This window comes from Aquabacterium sp. A7-Y (assembly GCF_026153205.1).
Lineage (GTDB): Bacteria > Pseudomonadota > Gammaproteobacteria > Burkholderiales > Burkholderiaceae_C > Caldimonas.
Window position 1 is genome coordinate 96,538 of sequence record NZ_JAPFBW010000002.1, and the last position, 18,518, is coordinate 115,055.

The 18,518-nt window shown below is 64.0% G+C and carries 16 protein-coding genes and 1 pseudogene; 13 read left to right on the top strand and 4 right to left on the bottom strand.

All coding sequences use genetic code 11. The features are described 5' to 3' along the window. The first annotated feature begins 56 nt into the window (after positions 1-56). Complete coding sequence (locus OOT46_RS30750) at positions 57-1,637, top strand: methyl-accepting chemotaxis protein (protein WP_322114221.1); 1,581 nt, start codon at positions 57-59, stop codon at positions 1,635-1,637. Positions 1,638-1,735: 98 nt separating this feature from the next. On the opposite strand, the gene OOT46_RS02315 is transcribed toward OOT46_RS30750, so the two are convergent. Then, positions 1,736-3,271, bottom strand: a complete 1,536-nt coding sequence (locus tag OOT46_RS02315; protein ID WP_265401964.1) for a sensor histidine kinase — start codon at positions 3,269-3,271, stop codon at positions 1,736-1,738. Position 3,272: 1 nt separating this feature from the next. Continuing rightward, the gene (locus tag OOT46_RS02320) at positions 3,273-4,076 is read right to left on the bottom strand and encodes an alpha/beta fold hydrolase (protein ID WP_265401965.1); all 804 of its coding nucleotides are present in this window, start codon (positions 4,074-4,076) and stop codon (positions 3,273-3,275) included. 545 nt (positions 4,077-4,621) lie between these two features. On the opposite strand from OOT46_RS02320, the gene OOT46_RS02325 reads away from it, so the two are divergent. From OOT46_RS02325 to OOT46_RS02350, 7 genes are all read left to right on the top strand, one after another. Further along, entirely contained in the window at positions 4,622-4,960 is a 339-nt protein-coding gene (locus OOT46_RS02325; RefSeq protein ID WP_265401966.1) for a PilZ domain-containing protein, read from the top strand. A gap of 18 nt (positions 4,961-4,978) precedes the next feature. Beyond that, complete coding sequence (locus OOT46_RS02330; RefSeq protein WP_265401967.1) at positions 4,979-5,278, top strand: hypothetical protein; 300 nt, start codon at positions 4,979-4,981, stop codon at positions 5,276-5,278. A 301-nt stretch (positions 5,279-5,579) separates the two neighbouring features. Next, positions 5,580-7,757, top strand: a complete 2,178-nt coding sequence (locus tag OOT46_RS02335; protein ID WP_265401968.1) for an ATP-binding protein — start codon at positions 5,580-5,582, stop codon at positions 7,755-7,757. A gap of 212 nt (positions 7,758-7,969) precedes the next feature. After that, the gene (locus tag OOT46_RS02340) at positions 7,970-10,285 is read left to right on the top strand and encodes an ATP-binding protein (RefSeq protein ID WP_265401969.1); all 2,316 of its coding nucleotides are present in this window, start codon (positions 7,970-7,972) and stop codon (positions 10,283-10,285) included. Positions 10,286-10,408: 123 nt separating this feature from the next. Further along, on the top strand, positions 10,409-10,672 hold the full coding sequence (locus tag OOT46_RS02345) for an IS66 family transposase (RefSeq protein WP_265401970.1): 264 nt from the start codon (positions 10,409-10,411) through the stop codon (positions 10,670-10,672). Then, complete coding sequence (locus OOT46_RS30875; protein ID WP_416136140.1) at positions 10,627-10,854, top strand: hypothetical protein; 228 nt, start codon at positions 10,627-10,629, stop codon at positions 10,852-10,854. Before OOT46_RS02345 ends, OOT46_RS30875 begins: the two co-directional genes overlap by 46 nt. Before the next feature lie 51 nt (positions 10,855-10,905). Further along, positions 10,906-11,094 carry a hypothetical protein gene (locus OOT46_RS02350; RefSeq protein ID WP_265401971.1) on the top strand — a complete coding sequence of 63 codons (189 nt, stop codon included), beginning with the start codon at positions 10,906-10,908 and terminating at the stop codon, positions 11,092-11,094. 174 nt (positions 11,095-11,268) lie between these two features. On the opposite strand, the gene OOT46_RS02355 is transcribed toward OOT46_RS02350, so the two are convergent. Continuing rightward, positions 11,269-12,606, bottom strand: coding sequence for an HD-GYP domain-containing protein (locus OOT46_RS02355; protein ID WP_265401972.1), 1,338 nt, complete (start codon positions 12,604-12,606; stop codon positions 11,269-11,271). 400 nt (positions 12,607-13,006) lie between these two features. Between OOT46_RS02355 and OOT46_RS30880 the strand changes: the two genes are divergently transcribed. Beyond that, entirely contained in the window at positions 13,007-13,624 is a 618-nt protein-coding gene (locus OOT46_RS30880) for an H-NS family nucleoid-associated regulatory protein (protein WP_416136141.1), read from the top strand. 108 nt (positions 13,625-13,732) lie between these two features. Continuing rightward, positions 13,733-14,132, top strand: a pseudogene (locus OOT46_RS02360) (YkvA family protein). A 58-nt stretch (positions 14,133-14,190) separates the two neighbouring features. Here the strand turns inward: OOT46_RS02360 and OOT46_RS02365 are convergent. After that, entirely contained in the window at positions 14,191-14,439 is a 249-nt protein-coding gene (locus tag OOT46_RS02365; protein WP_265401973.1) for a SymE family type I addiction module toxin, read from the bottom strand. 607 nt (positions 14,440-15,046) lie between these two features. Between OOT46_RS02365 and OOT46_RS02370 the strand changes: the two genes are divergently transcribed. Genes OOT46_RS02370 through OOT46_RS02380 form a run of 3 tightly spaced genes read left to right on the top strand, consistent with a single transcriptional unit; the run spans position 15,047 to position 18,510 of the window. Beyond that, positions 15,047-16,009 carry a hypothetical protein gene (locus OOT46_RS02370; protein ID WP_265401974.1) on the top strand — a complete coding sequence of 321 codons (963 nt, stop codon included), beginning with the start codon at positions 15,047-15,049 and terminating at the stop codon, positions 16,007-16,009. Between the two features lie 3 nt (positions 16,010-16,012). Further along, positions 16,013-17,704 carry a hypothetical protein gene (locus OOT46_RS02375; protein ID WP_265401975.1) on the top strand — a complete coding sequence of 564 codons (1,692 nt, stop codon included), beginning with the start codon at positions 16,013-16,015 and terminating at the stop codon, positions 17,702-17,704. Further along, positions 17,701-18,510 (top strand): DUF2163 domain-containing protein, encoded by an 810-nt coding sequence (locus OOT46_RS02380; RefSeq protein WP_265401976.1) that lies wholly within the window; start codon positions 17,701-17,703, stop codon positions 18,508-18,510. The genes OOT46_RS02375 and OOT46_RS02380 overlap by 4 nt, the downstream gene beginning before the upstream one ends. Positions 18,511-18,518 lie beyond the last annotated feature (8 nt).

Below are 18,518 nucleotides of genomic sequence, written 5' to 3' on the forward strand. Positions count from 1 at the left end.
AAGTTAAGCACGGACCGGTCGAAATAGCGCGACCACCACCCTCGCATCGGCGCCTCATGTTCTTCGATCGATTGTCCCTTCGTGCACGCCTACTCGGCGGATATCTCGCGGTTGCTGCGGCGGGTGCCGTCACTGGCGGTGCAGCCGTTTTTGGCGTTTCCGCCGTGAACGACAACTTGAGCACGCTGTACGACAAGCACCTGCGGGGCCTTTCCTACGTAAAGCAGGCCAATGTGGAACTGATCCAGGTGGCGCGCTACCGCGCACTGTATGCCTTTGCCGGCGATCTGGCTGCGCGCAAAGCCTATCAGGAGGCCTTCGAAAAGCACGTGGCCGCGGCGGCAGAGAGCCTGGACCAGGCCACCCCCCTCATCGTGTCGGAGCAGGACCAGGTGTTGCTGCAGAAGGCGCGCCAGGACCTGGCCACGTACCTTCCGCACGGCCGCCGCTTCATCGAGGCCGTTGGCACGCAAGAGCCACCGCAGGTCTCGGACGAGATCAAGGCATTGAACAAGGTGGCGGTCGAGACCTTCAAGGTGGTGGTTGACGATGTGGAGCACCTCGCCAAGCGCAAGGAGGAGGTGGGCGCCAAGGCCAAGGCGGAAAGCGATGTGATCTACCGGCAAGTCCTGGCGGGCGTGTTTGGTCTAACCCTGCTGGCCGTCACGCTCGGCGTGCTGCTGGGCGTGCGCATCGCGGCTGGCGTCACGCGGCGGCTCGGCGTGGAACCAGAAGTCGCGTCCAGCATCGCGCACCGCATCGCAAGTGGCGACCTCGGCAGTGCGATCCGCGTGCCCCGCGGCTATGAGTCAAGCCTGATCGGGGCAATGCACGCAATGCAGGAACGATTGGGCCAAACGGTCGCGGAGATCCGAAATTCGTCCGGCACCATCTCGCTCGCCGCCAGCGAAATAGCCCAAGGCAACAGCGACCTGAGCGGCCGCACCGAGCAGCAGGCGTCGTCGCTGCAGCAAACCGCCTCCAGCATGGAGCAACTCACGGGGACGGTGGCGCACAACTCGCAGAACGCAGCGCAGGCGAGCGTGCTGGCGGTCAACGCGTCGGATGCTGCGAGAAGCGGGGGGCAGACGGTCAGAGAGGTCGTGGACACCATGCGGGAGATCAACGAAAGCAGCAAGCGGGTCGCGGAAATCATCACCGTGATCGACGGCATCGCGTTTCAGACCAACATCCTGGCGCTGAACGCGGCGGTCGAAGCGGCTCGAGCGGGCGAGCAGGGGCGCGGTTTTGCCGTGGTGGCTTCGGAAGTGCGGCAGCTTGCACAGCGCAGCGCCTCGGCGGCACGCGAGATCAAAGCGCTGATCGCTGCCAATGTGGAGCGCGTCGCGGCCGGTGCAGAGCTGGCAGACCAGGCGGGCACGAAGATGGAGACGATCGTCCAGTCCATCCAGCGCGTTTGCGACATCGCTGGTGAGATTGCATCTGCCAGCCGGGAGCAGGGGGCAGGCATCGAGCAAGTGGGAGCTGCGGTCAGCGAGATGGACCGCGCCACGCAACAAAATGCTGCGCTCGTTGAACAATCGGCCGCCGCTGCCGAAAGCCTGCGTCAGCAGGCACGCCAGCTAGTCGCTGCCGTGGCTACGTTCAATCTGGGCAGCGGTGAAGCACGCATCTAGTGAGCCTGAAAATGCGGCGGGAGGCGTCGCGAGAGCTTGGACGGGAACGAGTACGGCACATCGCATTTCGACGAGGAAATTTCACGGCTCGGCCCGTCTTATCTGCACCCGTTCTCCTGCAAACGAGGGAACCGTGCGAAGAAACGCGTCCCTGTCTCCGCTGAAGAGGTCACGCTTACCTCACCGCCATGCGCACGCACGATCTGGCGAACAATGAACAAGCCCAGCCCCACGCTGCGTTGTTGCGCGCTGGGCTTGTCCCCACGGGTCATTGGTTCGAAAAGCTGCGGCAGCAGCGACGGGGGCACCGGAGGGCCTTCATTGTGAACGGCAATACTGAACGTTTCGTTCTCGATGCTCGAGATGACGACGATTGGTCGGTCAGGCGCGCCGTAGCTCACAGCGTTCGAGACCAGGTTGTTGACAATCTGAACCAAACGGTCTTCGTCTGCCATGCACTCGCCGCTGCCAACGCGCCGGTGCTCCAGCTGCCGCTGGGGAAACGCTAGAGCGAGCTGTTCCAGTGAGTTGGACACCACGGGATGCAGCTGTGTAGGTTTGACGGCGACAGAGAGGCCACGGCCCAGCCGCACCTGCGTGAAATCGAGAAGATCGCCGATCAGGCGGCTGGCGTGGGAGGTGGCGGTGTTGATGCGCGCTATCACGGCAGCCTGATCCGCGCTGGGTTGCATCCGATTCAGCAAGCCCGCGCTCAACTTGATGACCGACAGCGGGTTGCGCAAATCATGGCTGACGATGCCGATCATTTGTTCAGAGAACAACGCGCGGTCTTCGGCCGCGGCGCGTTCTCGGCTCAACTCTGTCACGTCGTGCAAAATGCCGACGAACTGCACGAGCCGCCCGGCCCCGTCAAAGAATCCCTGCCCAGCGCCACTGACCGTGCGTTCAATTCCGTCGACCCCTCGCAGGCGATACATGGCAGCATAGCGCCCTGATAAAACGCTTTGTGCGGCCAAGTAAGCGTGCGCCTCCCCGGCGACGTCCTCCGGATGTATCCGCGCCACGTACTCCTCTCGTGTGATCGCTCTTGCTTGGTCGTACCCGAGCAAGAGCGCGACTTTGTCCTCGTATCGCGCGGCGGGACCGGCAGGGTCGATGTCCCAAAGAAACAGCTGCGCGGAGTCGAGTGCGAGACGAAGGCGCTGCTGCGTCAACGCAAGCGCTTCTTGGGCCTGCTGTTCTTTGGCAAGCAGCTGCTCCGCGCGTTGACGTTCGCGTAGCAACTCTCGCTCGTACTGATGCCGGTCCTCTGCTACAAACGCAGCCACTTCATGAAAGATCACGCCGCCATGTTCCCGACGAACCGCGTTGATGACCATCGGGATCGTGCGGCCGTCCCGGTGTAGAACGTCCAGCTTCACCTCGGAGACCGAGCCTTGTATTTGCAGCAACGGAGCCCAGTGCGTCTGGTGAAAGATGCGGCCGCCCATCGTCAGAAGCTCTTGCAGCTTGCGCTGCCCGACGAGCTCTTTCGTGTCGCGTCCTACCCACCTGCAGAAGGTCCTGTTGACTTTTCGGAAGGTGCCGTCGCGCGAGGTCACCATCAGCCCGCATGCCGCGTCCTCAAACAGCACCTGCGCATCGGGTAGCTGCCCCGCGTCTGAGCCTGACATATCAGGCCTGCAGGGAGCGAAGGAAGTCGTTCATCGCCTCACTGCTCGCGCTCGGCTCGCTCAGATGCGGGCAATGGCCGACGTTCTCGATGATCTTGAGCGTGCTGTTCGGGATCATCCGGTGCATGTACTCGCCCACGCACAGGGGCGCGATCAGGTCGTCACTGCATTGGAGGATCAGCGTGGGGGTGAGCAGCTTCGGCAGGTCGGCGCGGTTGTCCGACATGAAGGTGACCCGCGCGAAGTGTTTGGCGATTTCAGGGTCAGTGCGACAAAAGCTATTCGTCAACTCTTCCCCAAGCTCGGGTTTGTGGGGGGCACCCATGATGGCAGGTGCCATGTTGCTGGACCACCCCAGATAGTTGCTCTCCAAGGTTTCCAGTAGCGACTCGATGTCGGCCCGCGTAAAGCCGCCGACATAATCGTCCACGTTGATGTAGCACGGAGAAGGCCCCACCATGATTTGCGCCATGAATCGCCCGGGCGCTTTCAGATCGGCAAGCAAGCCGATCATGGCGCTGACAGAGTGGCCGACAAAAATGATCGGCCCTGCTCCGAATTCGTCCACGATCTCAAGCACATCGTCCGCGTAACCTTCAAGCGAACCGTATTTGGTGCGGCAATAGGCGCTGAGATCGGACTGGCCACTGCCGACGAGATCAAACAGGATCGTCCGGAATCGCTTTTCGAGGCCAGGGGCGATGAAGCGCCACATGTTCTGATCGCACCCAAATCCGTGTGCCATTACCACTGTCGCGGGGCCGCTCCCCGAGACCCGGACGTTGTTGCGTTGTTGTACGCTCACAAGAAGCTCCCAGATGCACACACCGCGCCTTTCATGTCAGGCGCCAAGAACGGCATTCTTTCATATTGAAAGTCTGGCACTTTTCGTAACGCGGCCAGCGCACCCTTGCAGTCCCTTCAGCCGTCAAGAGGCGTGGCCCCAAGACATGAAGAAGCGACCGACCAGGACTTCCAGGGGATGCCGGCGCATCCGCCCGGACGCATCAGGAAGCGGCGCGCCTAGATCAGCATCCTTCCCGGCTCGATGCCGCTAAGCACTTCCGTGCCAGTCAAATGTGCAGAAGGCATGCGGCAGCAGTAAAGGGCAGGCGCGCCCGACCAAGCCGAGAGGTACGAGCGCGGCGCTGGTCCGGTCTTCATCAGCCTCGGGCCCCTTGCAGGACAGGTTCTACAACGAGACGTTCAGACTGAATGCTATCGCCCGCGCGTGCCTGCTCGTGACGCACACAGCTTGCAGGTTCGCATCGGGTGGCAAAGGGCGAGAGGGCTGCGGCGCACACGGGCACACCGCTTGCTGAAAGGGATGTCGCTGAATTTTCAGCCCGCATGGAGTCCACTGTGATGCAAGAGGAGCGGCGCGTTCACCAGCGCAGGGTCGTTCGGGTGCCCGCCGTACTTCGACTGTCTTCAGGGCGGGAGATGGAATGCCGGGCGCTCGATCTCAGCCTGGGTGGTATCAGTCTCGCTGTGGAACAAGATCCAGGCGTTGGGACTGCAGGGCTGCTCCGAGTCGCAGTTCCGTTCCCTGAACGGTCGCAAGCGATCTCTGTGTCGGTGGTTGTGGTCCAGAGCATCTTGACGGACAGCGGTTTTCGCGCGGGATTGCGCTTCGGGGATCTGCCTGAAAACGCGCGCGAAGTGTTGCATGAGTTTCTGTTTCGCTGATAAGGGTCCTCGCGTCTCATGAAAAAAGATCTTGCTGGCATCACAATCCTCCCTGCTGCCTTCGAGGAACTGGCAGGAGACTGCAAGTTCGATCCCAAGTTTCCGCCGTCCTTCCCCGCCTGGTTGGCACTTGAAGCAGAAGGTGCCGAGGAGGCACGTGCCGCGGGAAGAACAATCTTGCGGGTCGACCTTGAACCGGCACGCTTTCGACGCTGGTGTCAAATTGTGGGAATTGTCCCCGGTCTTGAGGCCTTGCGAGCTTACGCGATCGTCGAGCGCCAGCAATCGCAACCCTTGGCCAGGGGTTTGAGGGCATGACAGAACCGCGACGTTGTCATGTGCCGGGACATGCCAAAGCCGGAGGTCCGTCAAGGATGTGAAGAGTTGAGACGGCGAACCAGCGCGGCAGCTGGCCGATCTTGCGCGCATCCCTGTAACGCAAGATCCGAATGCTGCGACTGAGATAAGGCGTGGGAGACGAGCAGCACCGGCAAATCAGGAACCGAACGGCGACAATCCTGGCGGCAAGCAAAGGAAGGACAACGCGCTGCGGTCTTCCTTGCCGCCTCCGTAACTGATCTGTGTAGATCCACGTTTTCATTTGGCTTTCAGCAGAAGAATGACGAATCCGCCGTTTAGGACTTCCGCCGCGGAAGCCACTGAGCTGTCCCTGTTGAGGGACCTCTGCGAAAACGCCACCGTATCGCTGTTCGTCATGGACGACCGGCAGCACTGTGCGTACATGAACCGCTCCGCGGAGGTACTGACGGGGTACAGCCTGGAAGAGGTACAGGGCGCGCCCTTACACCAGTTCATACATCACCACTATCCTGACGGTCGGCCGTACCCGCTCGACCAGTGCCCAATCGACAGGGCTGCGCCTGCCGGGATGCAGGAGCGCGGCGAAGAGGTGTTCATACACAAGGACGGCAGCTTCTTCCCCGTGAGCTTCACGGCCAGCCCGATTCGCCGAGACGGCCGGGTCATCGGCACCGTCATCGAGGTACAGGACGCGCGACCCAGGCTACGGCAGGATGAGGAACGCGACGCAATGCGGCAAATCGGACTCTTGATCCTTCAGGAGTTAAAGGCCGAAAAGATCGTACAGGCGGTGACGGACACCGCGACACAGCTAACCGGCGCGCAGTTTGGCGCCTTTTTCTACAACGTGATCGACGATAAGGGAGAGAGCTACACCCTTTATTGCCTATCAGGGGTGCCACGGGAAAAGTTCGACCGCTTTCCGCTTCCACGCGCCACGCGTTTATTCGGCCCCACTTTCCGAGGCGAGGGCACCATTCGATGTGCCGACGTTCAGGAAGATCCACGCTACGGGCAAATGAGCCCCCATTACGGTATGCCGGCCGGTCACTTACCCGTGCGCTCGTACCTCGCCGTTCCAGTGAAGCTGGGGAGCGGGGAAGTGGTGGGGGGGCTGTTCTTCGGTCACGCGTCGGCCGGTGTGTTCACCGAGGTTCACGAGCGCCTGGTTGAATCGCTGGCAGCGCAGGCGGCAATCGGTTTGAATAAGGCCAAGCTGTTTCAGGAGGCAGACCAAGCGCGCAGGCGCGCTGAGCGAGAGGCGGAAGAAAAGTACCGCCTTTACCATGAGGCGGCGGAGGCAAATCGGCTGAAGGACCAATTTCTCGCGACGGTGTCGCATGAGCTTCGCACACCGCTGACCTCGATCCTTGGCTGGACGAAAATGCTATCAATGGGCACGCTCGATGCGGAGATGACCCGCAGGGCGATCAGCACGATCGACCGCAACGCGCGGGCGCAGGCGCAGATCGTCGAGGATCTCCTCGACATATCGCGCATCGTCAGCGGCAAGTTGCGCTTGAATGTCCAGCTGTGCGCGCCCGCGCAGTCCGTCGAGGCGGCTGTGGAGGCAATGCGCCCGGCGGCACTGGCGAAGGACATCCGCCTACAGCTCTTGGTAGACCCGCTGGCCGGCCCTGTTTCCGGAGACCCGGAGCGTTTGCAGCAAGTCGTGTGGAACCTTGTGTCCAACGCCGTCAAGTTCACCCCGAAGCGAGGTCGGGTGCAAGTGACAGTGGAGCGGGTCAACTCTCACATCGAAATCACTGTAAGGGACAGTGGCGCCGGCATCGCCGCGGAACACCTGCCGCACATCTTCGAGCGTTTCACGCAGGTCGACTCGTCTTCAACCCGTCAACACGGCGGCCTCGGCCTTGGGCTGGCGATCGTGCGGCAACTGGTCGAAATGCACGGCGGCACGGTACACGTTGCCAGCGACGGCCCAGGGAAGGGCGCCGCGTTCACGGTCTGTTTGCCCCTCGCCCCCATCACCACCAAGTCCACAGGTGACGTTTCGGTTGCGCGAGTACATCCGACGACGGGAACGACAGGGGCAGACACTGAGCTGGCGCGTTTCGGACTCGGTGGGTGCACGGTGCTGCTGGTTGAAGACGACGAAGATGCCCGGCACATGCTTTCCGCAGTTCTCGAAAGTGGTGGGGCGACGGTCGAGCTGGCGTCCTCTGCCGAGCAAGGGCTTACCCTTGCAGAGGGCTTGCAACCGGACGTCGTGATCAGTGACATCGGCATGCCAGACCGTGACGGTTATGCTTTTATCAAAGCGCTGCGCGCACTGGAAAGAGAACGGGGCCGCACCTCTGCGCCCGCGATCGCACTGACCGCCTTTGCCCGCGTCGAGGATCGTTTGAGAGCCCTCGAAGAGGGTTTTCAGATGCACGTGCCCAAGCCAGTTGAGCCCGCTGAACTGCTGGCCGTCGTATCAAGCCTTCGCTCGTGGAAAGCCCAATTGGCATGAGCCGAGCGGGGCGTGCCGGGCAGTTTTTGTAGAGGTCGCCGCGAAAGCGACGGCCAAGTACCAGCAGGAGAATCTAGCTTCGCGGGAGCGGTACCGATTGAGGGAGGCCGCTGGCAACCGGCGAAGCGGGACAGCAGTCCTTGGCTCACTTGATCACTTCCCCATCACAATGCGGTGCTGCGTACCGCTTGTACTTGAGATTTCATGCAGTGATGGCTTTCCGTTTCCGTTTCGGTTCACCGTACACCTGGTGCGCGCGGTTTTCTGCGCCCGTCATACAAGCAGATGGTGGGGGAGTTCGCGCGAGCACCATCCGCGCCCGGCTGGTTCTCCTGGTCCTCGCAGCGATGATTCCCACGGTACTCGCCGCTGTCGCCGCGATCCTCGCGTTCTACGCCGAGGAAAAGCAGGCGTTTTCCGCGCGTGTGTTGGAGACGACCCGGGCCGTGTCTCTGGTTGTTGATCGCGAACTTGCGAGGCGAGAAGCGATCGTCAGAACCCTCTCGGAGTCACCCACGTTGACCAAAAACGATCTCGAGGGGTTTTACCACTACGCGAGGAGAGTAGCTCCGACCAACGATAGCGCCATCATTCTCTCTGATCTTGGCGGCCGACAGCTTCTCAACACTCGACGCCCCTTCGGAGAATCGAACCTTCCAACAACGGTTTTCCCTCCGCTCAGAACCGACCCGCTTGCGACGGTGGTTTCAGACCTCTACTTTGCACCTTTTGGCAAGCAGTACAGCTTTGCATTGGAGGCACCCGTCGTCAGAGATGGCAAGGTCATCTACTACGTGGGGATGGGGAGCTTCGCGAGCCACTTGCAGAAGGTGCTGAACGACCAACGTCTGCCGCCGTCATGGATTGGATCGGTGATCGATCGCACGGGTCGCATTGTGGCGAGGACGACAGATCCGGCGACGATTGTCGGCAAGACAGTGACGCAGGACATGCTCGCCCAGCTTGCGTCGAAAAGTGAAGGCGCCTTCTACACCGTGTCCGTTGACGGGCGGCGGGTCTTCGCGGCCTTCAGCAAAGCCCAGCCCTACGGCTGGGGCGTCATCATTGGCGTGCCCGTGCAGGAGCTGGCTTTCCCGGCCCGGGCGGTGGGGCGATTCGCTGCGGTTGCTGCTGTATTGACCCTTGCTGCGGTGGCCGGCGCGATGTGGGCTGCAAGAAGCATCCTGAGGCCCGTGACAGCGATTCGCCAAGTCGCCGAAGATTTGGGCCGCGGAGCCGACATCAAGGCAACCGAGACAGGCCTGGCCGAAACGGACGAAGTGCTGCGCGCAATGGCAGTGGCGTCGGCGTCGATCCAGGGCGCCGCCGAGGCGATGGAGCAACGAGTGAAAGAAGCCCTGGCGAAGGCAGAACGAGCACAAACTGCGGTCATTCAGAATCAGCGCCTAGAAGCCGTCGGCCATTTGACGGGCGGCATCGCGCACGATTTCAACAATCTGATGATGGTGGTGGGGACGAACGCGCACATCCTGCGGCGTTTGCACCGTCAGGGTGAGCTAGATCCCCAGCTGGCCGGCATAGAGCGTGCGGTCGCCGCAGGAACGCGCCTGACCCGGCAGCTGCTCACGTTCTCGAGGCGTCAGGCGCTGCGGCCCGAAGTGCTCGACCTTCGCACCCGCCTTCCAGCCCTGCTTGAACTGGTCCAGCCCGCAGTCGGCAGCGCGATCGCGGTGCGGGCCGAGGTAGCAGAGGGGTCGATGTGCATTGAGATCGACCCCGGCGAACTCGAGCTTGCGCTGCTGAACCTTGCGATCAATGCCAAAGATGCGATGCCCGGCGGCGGCACATTGACGGTCAGAGTTCGTAGAGAGGAAGGTCAGCAAGCCGGCCCTGCTCCCTCGGTCCTGCTCGAGGTGGAAGACACAGGACGGGGGATAGAGCCCGACGTGCTGGAGCGCGTGTTCGAGCCCTTCTTCACCACGAAACCGCTGGGCCACGGAACCGGCCTGGGGCTCAGTCAGGTGTTTGGCATGTGCTCGCAGGCCGGCGGTTCCGTGGTCGTTGAAAGCGCGCCCGGACGGGGAACGGTTGTCCGCATGCGCTTCCCCGTTGTCTCGGAGGCCCTGGTGTCGCCTGAGCAAAGCGTCGAGGAGGCGGACATGCAGGTCAACGCTGCGGTGCTCCTCGCGGAGGACAACCCCGATGTGGCTTCGGCAATACGGGAAGTCTTGGTGTCCGCGGGATGCCAGGTACGGTGCGTTCGCACAGGGGATGAAGCACTTGCTACTCTTGACAGCGGCGAGTTGTTCTCGATCCTCCTGACCGACGTCCGTATGCCGGGCAGACTGAGCGGTGTCGAGCTTGCGACCATCGCGCAGCAACGCCACCCGAGGACTGCGATTGTGCTGATGACGGGATACACCGAAGAACTCAACATGGCTCGGTCGCTGACTCTTCCGGTGTTGCCTAAACCGTGCGATGCGAGAGAGCTGCTGCTTGCGGTCCGCGATGCCGTGCAAAATCGGGGCAACCGCGGCATGAGCCTTCTGGTTACAGACAAGAAGTGAGCGGCGGCCGACGCGGGCAACAACTGGCACGCGATGCGTCGAGGTCGTGAGACGGTGCGCGCCGCTGGCTCTCCATGCAAAGTCCGAAAGTCGGGGCAACTCGCTTCGCGATTGCCCTTCGGCGTGCCAGCACTGGTGCACGCCCGGGGCAAGTTCGACGAGTTGATCAAGCACGGCGACAGCGACGTGGCCGCCGAGGCGATTCGGTGCATGGCCTTGATCTTCAAGCTCGAGAAGGCCGCCCGGAACTGCAACGCCCAGGAACGGCTGGCGATTCGCCAGAGCAGACGCAGCTGGACTGGGACGAACTGCGCGCCTGGCTGCAGCGCGAGCGCCAGCGGGTGCCGGATGGCAGCGGCATTGCTGGCGCCATCGAGTACAGCCTGAACCGTTGGACTGTGCTCGATCGCTTCCTCGCCGACGGCGAGGTCAGTTCCGGGGCGACGATCCTGCCGGTGACCACATCCACAGCGCCGTGGAACGGGTGGCCTCGGTCGCGGGCACCGTCAAAGACCTCGGGCCTTGGTCGGCCAGCCTGCAGTGGCGCTACCTGGGGCCGAGCCCTTTGATCGAGGACAACAACGTGCGCGCGCCTTTCGACCCTGCTGACCAACCTGCGGGTGGCGCGGCAGTTCGGCAAGGACGTTGAAGCGACGCTGGACGTCATCAACTTGCTGGACCGCAAGGCGAACGACATCGAGTACTTGTATGAGTCCCGGCTGCCGGGGGAAGCAGAGGTGGTCGAGGACAAGCACTTCCACCTGGCCGAGCCCCGCAGTGCGCGGGTGACGCTGCCTAAGCAGTTCTGACTCGTGGCGCTTGCCCTGCGTGCAAGCCTGTCGCGACGCATCTCGTCATCACCGCGACAGGGTAGGCAGGCGATTGCGGTATCGCGAATGGGGAAGCAACAGCGGGAGCCGCGCAGCACCGGTACCGCCCGCGCTTACCACTCGGGGTGCAGTACGCGCTCACGCAGGCCGGCTCTACGACCCCAGCTGCGAAGCCACCTGCGCTGCAGCCCCCCGCGCGGCCTCCTTGCTCTGCTCGATGAAGTGGCGCACCAGCGCGGCTTCCGCTGCCGGCAGGCGTTCCATCCGAATCCGCGTCTCGCGCTTCACTTCGCGCAAGCGCCACTCGATCTCCCGCAGGATGATCTCCACTTCGAAGTGAACATGCGGCTCCGCGACCCCCAGGCGTTCGCGCAGTACCTGCGGGCTGAGGGTGTCGAGGCCCGTGCTCGAAAACGCGAGCCGGATGCGCCGGCCGCGCTCGTGCGCATGGTGCATCAACTCCTTGAGCGCCGGGTTGCCGCCGCGGATCTGCTCGTCGATGTTGGCGGCCAGTGCGTACAGACGTTGCAGTGTGGCGCTGAGGACCGACACCCTCGCAACCAATGCTTCGATCTCACCTGACGTGAGCGGGGACGCCGGCTCTGAGGGCAGAGCGGCGGACACTCGTGCGGCCTGTGCTACGCGCGCCACCAAGGTGCGGTTGAATTCGCCGCGAATGAGCTTGATGGCGACGTCTGCCCGCTCACTGGGACTACGCCCGGCTTCGATCAAGCCAATCAGCATCTCAGCCAGCGCGAGCACCTGGCCTGACACCGGCAACTGTACGCCGCGCAGCCCCTGCGGGTAGCCGAAGCCGTCCAACCGCTCGTGGTGGAACAGCACCGCCTCGGCCACCTGCGCACCAGCGCCCGGCATGTCGCGCAACAGGTGCGCCGCCACGATCGGGTGCGTCGCGATGTGCTTCCACTGCTCCGCCTTGAGCCGCGGCCCGGCTTTCAGGATCGCCGGATCGATGTAGAGCTCGCCGACGTCATGCAGCAAGCCGGCCATCATCAGCGTATGCAACCCCTTGCTGCCGCCCTCGGGCAGGTCGTGGTACATCGCGGCGCCGAGCAGGCTCACGCCTACCGCGTGCTCCAGCTTGTGCGGCCCTTGCGCGGCGTAGACGGTCAGCATCGATTCCGTCGGCGCCGTCAGGTGCAATTCACGCAAGGCGGTCGTGACCAGCCGCGCCGTCGTGCCGCCGCACACGTGCGCCAGCAGCGCATGCCGGTCTAGCAGGGCCTCGGCCACCTTGTCGAGCTGTTGAGCAGCTGCCCCGTCAATCACGCGAACCGACGACTCCAGCGGCTTGCGCAGCTTGTGCTGCAGCAGGCGGTCCTTCGCCTTCGCGTCGATGCGCGTACCCTTGGCGACGAGCTTGATGCCGCTGCCGGTGACGATGTCTTCAGCGGCTTCGATGCCGGCGGTCTCGGCGACCGCGACGACGCGGTTCAAGTAGTGTTCGTTGACGACGAGCGTGGTGGTCATGGCGGTACTCCAACGGACCCTTTCGTCCGATTCAGCGACACGTCTCGGTGATATCGGCTGGATTTCGCCGAACTTGAGGATCGGCGAGCGGGTCGTGATCACGCCTTTATGCGGACCATCGCAGTCCACTGCATATACAGCGAGGGCACGTGCTGCGAAGGCAGCTATCCACCCAGTCGGGGAAGGCCGCCCTGCGGGCACCAACCGACGATGGGCAGGACGCCGAAGGACTTAAGTCAGATGGCATCACTTGTTCGATGGCAACGGGGGTAGCCCAGCGGTCCTGCACAGCAGGAGGCCACCTCTCCTGTATGCTCGTTCGATTGGTGCCGCGGAGGTGTACGTAATGCCGAAGACTTATGCGCAACTTCAAGAACAGATGGAAAGCCTGCGTCGCCAGATGGAGGTGGCGAGGCGAAGGGAAGGGGCAGGCGTTCTGAAGGAAATCAAGAAACAGATCGCGCTCTACGGCTTCACCGCGGAGGGCGTGTTCGGCGGGGAGCAGAAGGCACGCGCGCCGAAGAAGCCGGAACCCAATGGATCAGCGTCGGCCGTGCCCAAGTACCAGGATGCCAACGGGAACAGCTGGTCCGGCCGTGGTCCCCGTCCGAGATGGCTCCGAGCTGCGCTGGAGAACGGTGAGGCGCTTGAGTCCTTCCTCGCGAAACCGGACGCCGAGGCCAGCGCGATAGCCGACGACGAAGCTCCAGCTTCTGCCAGAACGCGTCGCGCTGGTGTGAAAACGGCTGCCGCCCGAAGGCTGCACCCAAGAAGCGGGCACGTAAGGCTGCGGGGAAGAAGGCAAGTGCCGGCGGTTCAACTCGGAAGGCTGCTGCATCGGACACCCCTGCCAAGCAGGGCCGCAAACGTTCGGCGGAGTCGAAGGCAACGGCCAAGAAGCTCCGGTCCTCAAAGGCAGTACGAGCCAGGCCAGGCGCCGAGCCGGTGGTCAACGAAGTGTCCGATTCCGAGGCGGCGCAGGGCTGAAGCAGATCAGCGGCCGGCGACCGCTTCTTGACGACCCGACCCGCTAGGCGTCTGGTCAACACCACTTGACCCGGGATTGGGAATCTGCCGGCCTGCCCCAGCGTACAGTGCACAGCATCCCGTGTGCATCAGTTACCCGATGAACTTTGTTGAGACGACTCGCGCTTGGGCGCGCCGCGTCAAGCGTGACGCGGCTGACCCTGTGGTTTGCGCGGACCCATCCATCGACGCCCTGGTATGCCAAGGCCATGGGAGGGTTCGTCGTGGCTTACACCCTCAGCCCGATTGACCTCATCCCCGACTTCATTCCAGTGCTTGGGTACCTCGACGATGTCGTCCTGTTGCCCGTTCTGATCTGGCTCACCATCAGGCTTCTGCCACCTGAGGTGCTAGCCGAGTCACGTCAGAAGGCAGAGCAGTGGATGTTGGACCAAGGCTCGAAGCCGCGTAGCGTCGTTGGCGGCGTAGTGGTGGTTCTGATCTGGTTGGCGATCGCGATGGTGATCTCGCTATGGGCGACCGGTGCGCTGAGGCGTTGAGTACGCCCTCCAGGCCGAGGAGGATGGGCCGCACGGGCGGCGGCCCGCTCGCCCTCCTTCAATCGGTTGTCAGCACCAAGCAGCCGGCCATGATCCGCACCCGAACCTTCGCGTCGACCTCAAAACCCGCGTCCCTCAGCCATTTCCCCCGCAGGCGAACCCACGGCACCGGCGTATCGGCAGTCCCCGGTGGCTCCCGCGTGCGGTCATGCGGGACGAATGCGCCATTGACGCTGAGGTATCGCTCGCGCTTCTCGAGCTTGGTTGTGGGCAAGGCTTCGCCCGGCCTATGATTGTCATCAGCCACGATTAACTTTCAGGAGAAGTTGGTTGTGGTTAGCCGCCCCGAGGTGTTCCCGCACCTTCGGGTCGGCGCCCTTACGGCGTCCGCCGCGCACACAGCATAAAGAGACAGGCTCCCACAGGGAAGGACTCGATGGGCGGTTTTTTGACTCATGGAGATACAAGCGCGTCCATCTGATCACCCCCCCGTGCTGGCCTTGCAGGCTGCAGCGCGACAGGCCGTAATCGGTCCTACAGCCTCAGCACATCGAGCACGGCGCGAGCCAGTTGCGGGGGCGGTGTTGGAGGCGGCCGCCACGGGCTCAGCCCACGTGCGTGTCGTCGTGCTTTCGCGCGGCTCGCCCGGGTCGCGCCACAGTGAATGCTGTGCAAGGTCGTCTTGACGAACTGATCGCAGAGCCCACTCGGCAGCCCCGTCGCTTCCCAGACGCAGGTCCCCGTTCTGCCGTTGACGTCGAACTGCAAAAACGGCACGAGAGTGCCCACTTGGATGGCGATCAAGAGCGGGTCCCGCAGCAGGGTGTGGACCAACTGGTGGTGCAGAACGTCTACCGCACCTCGGTGCGCGACTACTGGGCGCTGCGCCTGGCCTGAAAGAAGGAAGCAAAACGATGGCGTATCAAACGGGCTCCGCTACCGGGCCCAGCCAGCTGCTGGACGCATTGCGGGTCTTTGCGGTCGCCAATGGCTGGAAGGAACTGCGCTGGGGAGCCTCCGGTACCGGGCAGCAGCTGTCCCTGCAGAAGGCGGACCAGTTTGTGCACCTGCGCAGCGCCGTCGAGGAGGCGCTGCGTCCGGGCTACGAGGGCGTCACCGGCATCTTCCTGGTCGGCGCCGACGGCTTCGATGCGGCGCAGCCTTGGAACAACCAACCGGGCACGATTCGCAGCCCGAACAACCAGCTGGAGGGCTGCGGCTTGTACGAAGCCGTGGGCCCCTGCACCTACCACCTGTTCTCGGTCGAGAACCCGACCCTGCTCACGATGGTCGCAGAGGTGGCGCCGGGCGTGTACCACCACCTGGCCTTCGGGCAATTGACGAAACACGGCAGCTACCCCGGAGGCGCGTTCGTGTCGGGCGCCTTCGGTCCGTCCGACTCCATCTATACCAACACGAACGACTTCGTGTTTGCCTACCGCCAGGATCACCACTGCGGCCTACCGTTCAACGACTTCAAGTCCTTCGGCGGCAGTTTCGTGCGGGCCAAGGTGGACGGTTTCGACGGCTGGTTTTCGGTCTGCCACAACCACCCGCTGACCGGCAAGCGCGCCAAGTCGACCTGGGAGGACGGCACCGGCGGGCCCCGCGAGAGCCTGGCGCGCTACTGGTGGGCGCACGCCCCGAACACGCTGAACGGCGCCGCGCCGATGCAGCCGTTTTATGTCTTCGTCGAGCGGCCGGACGGCTTTTTTTCGCCCTTCGGCTACACCCCGCACTTGCGCTATCTGAACATCCAGCATTACACCGCGGCCGAGCCCTTCGCCATCGGGCGGGAGGAGTGGATGGCGTTTCCCGGGCACTCCAAAAACGGCAAGTCGGGTGTGCACGGCTACGCGGTGCGGCTGGTGCGCTGAGCCATGGCGACGCTGCCCGGCAGCCTCCTGCCCGGCTCGATCGTTCAGGAGCCGACCAACTACCGCCGTTCGCCGGAGATCTCCGAGTTCGAGCGCGTCACCTATCCCTTCGACACACGGGACAGCGCCGCCTCGGCATCGGGCGCCAAGGCCGACACCCAGCCAGTCGACGAGCTGCGGCTCCCTCGTGCCGGGAGCTACCTCCCGACCTTCGTGGGCGACTGGTACCACCGCATCCACCTGATCCCCGCGCGCATCGACCTGGGCAACGTCATCAGCCCGGTGGAGCGACGATTGGAGGTCTGGAACGCCCACCTCGACGCTCACACGCTGAACGCGATCGAAGCGACCGCCACCGATGGCCTGACCCTGTCGGGGCAGCCGGAGCCGCCGCTGGCCTTCGGCCCGCTGCAGACCCGGCTCTACCGTTTCACGGCCAGCAGCCGCGGTGCGCCCCTGATCGACGCCCGCTACACCTTCCGTTTTGCCAGCGGGCTGGCAGCAGTGCTGCCCGTAACGGGCCGGCGGGTGGTGGTGTTCGGCATCCGGCCCAACTGGGCCGACGGCATCACCGAACGCCTGGAGTGGCTCACCGAGGTGCTGGAAGCGCATGACGGCACCGAGCAGCGCATCCGGCTGCGCCAGATGCCGAGGCGGGGTTTCGAGTACGGCTTCCTGCTGGAGGGGCAAGACGCGCGGGTGCTGGATCACCTGCTGTTCGCGTGGGGCGGGCGGACGTACTGCCTGCCGGTGTGGACCGACATCGCCTACCTGCCCGATGAGGTGAAGGCGGGCGCGATGGAGCTGCAGGTCCAGGACGCAGCGAATAGCGACTACCACCCGGGCGGCATGGCGGTGCTATGGCGCTCTGTCCTGGACAACGAAGCCGTGCAAGTTCTCGCGGTCGAGGGCAACACGCTGACGCTGAACCTCGCTCTCGGCCGCAGCTGGCCTGCCGGGACCCAGGTGTTCCCCGCGCGCCTAGCGCGCTTGGAGGGGCAGACGGCCGTGCGGCGCATCACAGACACCCTCGCCGAGGGCCGCTGCCGCTTCACCGTGGAAGACCTGACGGCCCCGGTAGGGGCGGAGGCCGGTCTGGCCTACCAGGGCTACCAGATCTTCGATTGGCCGCCCAACCGAAGCGAGGACGTCGAGGACAACTGGCAGCGCAAGCTGACGGTGCTCGACCACCAGACCGGTGCCCGCGGTTTCGAGGATGAGTCCGGGATACCGCAAATTGGGCGGCGGTTGAGTTGGCTGCTGCCGGATCGCGTGCAGGTGAGTCGGTTCCGCGCTTGGCTGGCGATGCGCGCCGGACGTGCCAATCCCGCGTGGCTGCCGACCTTCGAGTCGGACCTGGTGGTCACCCGTCCCGTCGCCACCGCCGACAGCGGGATCACCGTGCGCAACGTCGGCTACAGCCGCTTCGTGGCCGCCCACCCGCAACGCCGCGACCTGGTGCTGCGCACCACCGCGGGGGTGTTTTACCGCCGCGTCACCGGCGGGGACGAACTCTCCGCCGATGAAGAGCTGATCTCGCTCGACGCCCCGCTGGGCGTGACCGTCGCGCCCGCGCAGTTCCTGCAGATCTCCTGGTTGGAACTGGCCCGGCTCGACCAGGACGCCGTGGAGCTGTTCTGGGAGACCGACCAGATCGCCCGCCTCCAACTCTCGACCCGGACCTTGCCTTCATGAACTACCTGACGCAAGAGCAGTCGGCGCACCACGGGCAGCCGCAGGAGCTGTACCGGTTCGCCCAAGGCAGCCAGCGCTGGCTCTACACCTCGGCACAGGAGGCCATCGACTTCCAGTCCGAGACCTACGACCCGGCGCCGATCGCCCGCAGCCAGATCGAGCAGAGCAACGAGCTGTCGCGCAACGGCATCGAGGTGCGCGTGCCCCGGGACCTGCCGCTGGCAGCGCTCTTCATTGCCGCGCCGCCCGAGGGCGTGGTGAGCCTGACGGTGTACCGGCGCCACGTCGGGCCGGGCAGCGAAGCGAGCGAGTTCGTCACCTACTGGAAGGGGCGCGTGATGGTGGCACGGCTGTCCGGCGCGGAAGCGACGCTCAAGTGCGAGCCGGTCGGCTCCTCGCTCAAGCGGCTCGGGCTGCGGGCGCGCTACCAGATCAACTGCCGGCACGTTCTTTACTCGGCCGGGTGTGCGGCGCTGCGCGACAGCTTCCGGGTCGACGGCACGGTCGCCGCGGTCAGTGGCATCAGCGTTCAGGTTGCGACGGCAGCTGCCCGCGAGAGCGGCTACTTCGTCGGCGGCTACCTGCAGGGCACAGCCGGCGCCCGGATGGTGGTGGCCCACGCCGGCATCGACCTCACGCTGGCCGCGCCGCTGCTGGGCCTGACCGTGGGCGATCCGGTGCAGCTGTACGCCGGCTGCGACCACTCGATGAACCACTGCAAGGGCCGATTCAACAACCTCGACAACTTCGGCGGTTTTCCGTTCATCCCCTGGAAGAACCCGTTTTCGGGCGACGCCATCGTTTAGAGCCAGCA

Excerpts from the sequence above, each read along its gene's own strand:
- OOT46_RS02340 (WP_265401969.1), top strand. The coding sequence starts at position 7,970 with ATGGCTTTCCGTTTCCGTTTCGGTTCACCGTACACCTGGTGCGCGCGG.
- OOT46_RS02355 (WP_265401972.1), bottom strand. The coding sequence starts at position 12,606 with ATGACCACCACGCTCGTCGTCAACGAACACTACTTGAACCGCGTCGTC.
- OOT46_RS02325 (WP_265401966.1), top strand. The coding sequence starts at position 4,622 with ATGGAGTCCACTGTGATGCAAGAGGAGCGGCGCGTTCACCAGCGCAGG.
- OOT46_RS30880 (WP_416136141.1), top strand. The coding sequence starts at position 13,007 with ATGGAGGTGGCGAGGCGAAGGGAAGGGGCAGGCGTTCTGAAGGAAATC.
- OOT46_RS02335 (WP_265401968.1), top strand. The coding sequence starts at position 5,580 with ATGACGAATCCGCCGTTTAGGACTTCCGCCGCGGAAGCCACTGAGCTG.
- OOT46_RS02370 (WP_265401974.1), top strand. The coding sequence starts at position 15,047 with ATGGCGTATCAAACGGGCTCCGCTACCGGGCCCAGCCAGCTGCTGGAC.
- OOT46_RS02330 (WP_265401967.1), top strand. The coding sequence starts at position 4,979 with ATGAAAAAAGATCTTGCTGGCATCACAATCCTCCCTGCTGCCTTCGAG.
- OOT46_RS02380 (WP_265401976.1), top strand. The coding sequence starts at position 17,701 with ATGAACTACCTGACGCAAGAGCAGTCGGCGCACCACGGGCAGCCGCAG.
- OOT46_RS02315 (WP_265401964.1), bottom strand. The coding sequence starts at position 3,271 with ATGTCAGGCTCAGACGCGGGGCAGCTACCCGATGCGCAGGTGCTGTTT.
- OOT46_RS02375 (WP_265401975.1), top strand. The coding sequence starts at position 16,013 with ATGGCGACGCTGCCCGGCAGCCTCCTGCCCGGCTCGATCGTTCAGGAG.
- OOT46_RS30750 (WP_322114221.1), top strand. The coding sequence starts at position 57 with ATGTTCTTCGATCGATTGTCCCTTCGTGCACGCCTACTCGGCGGATAT.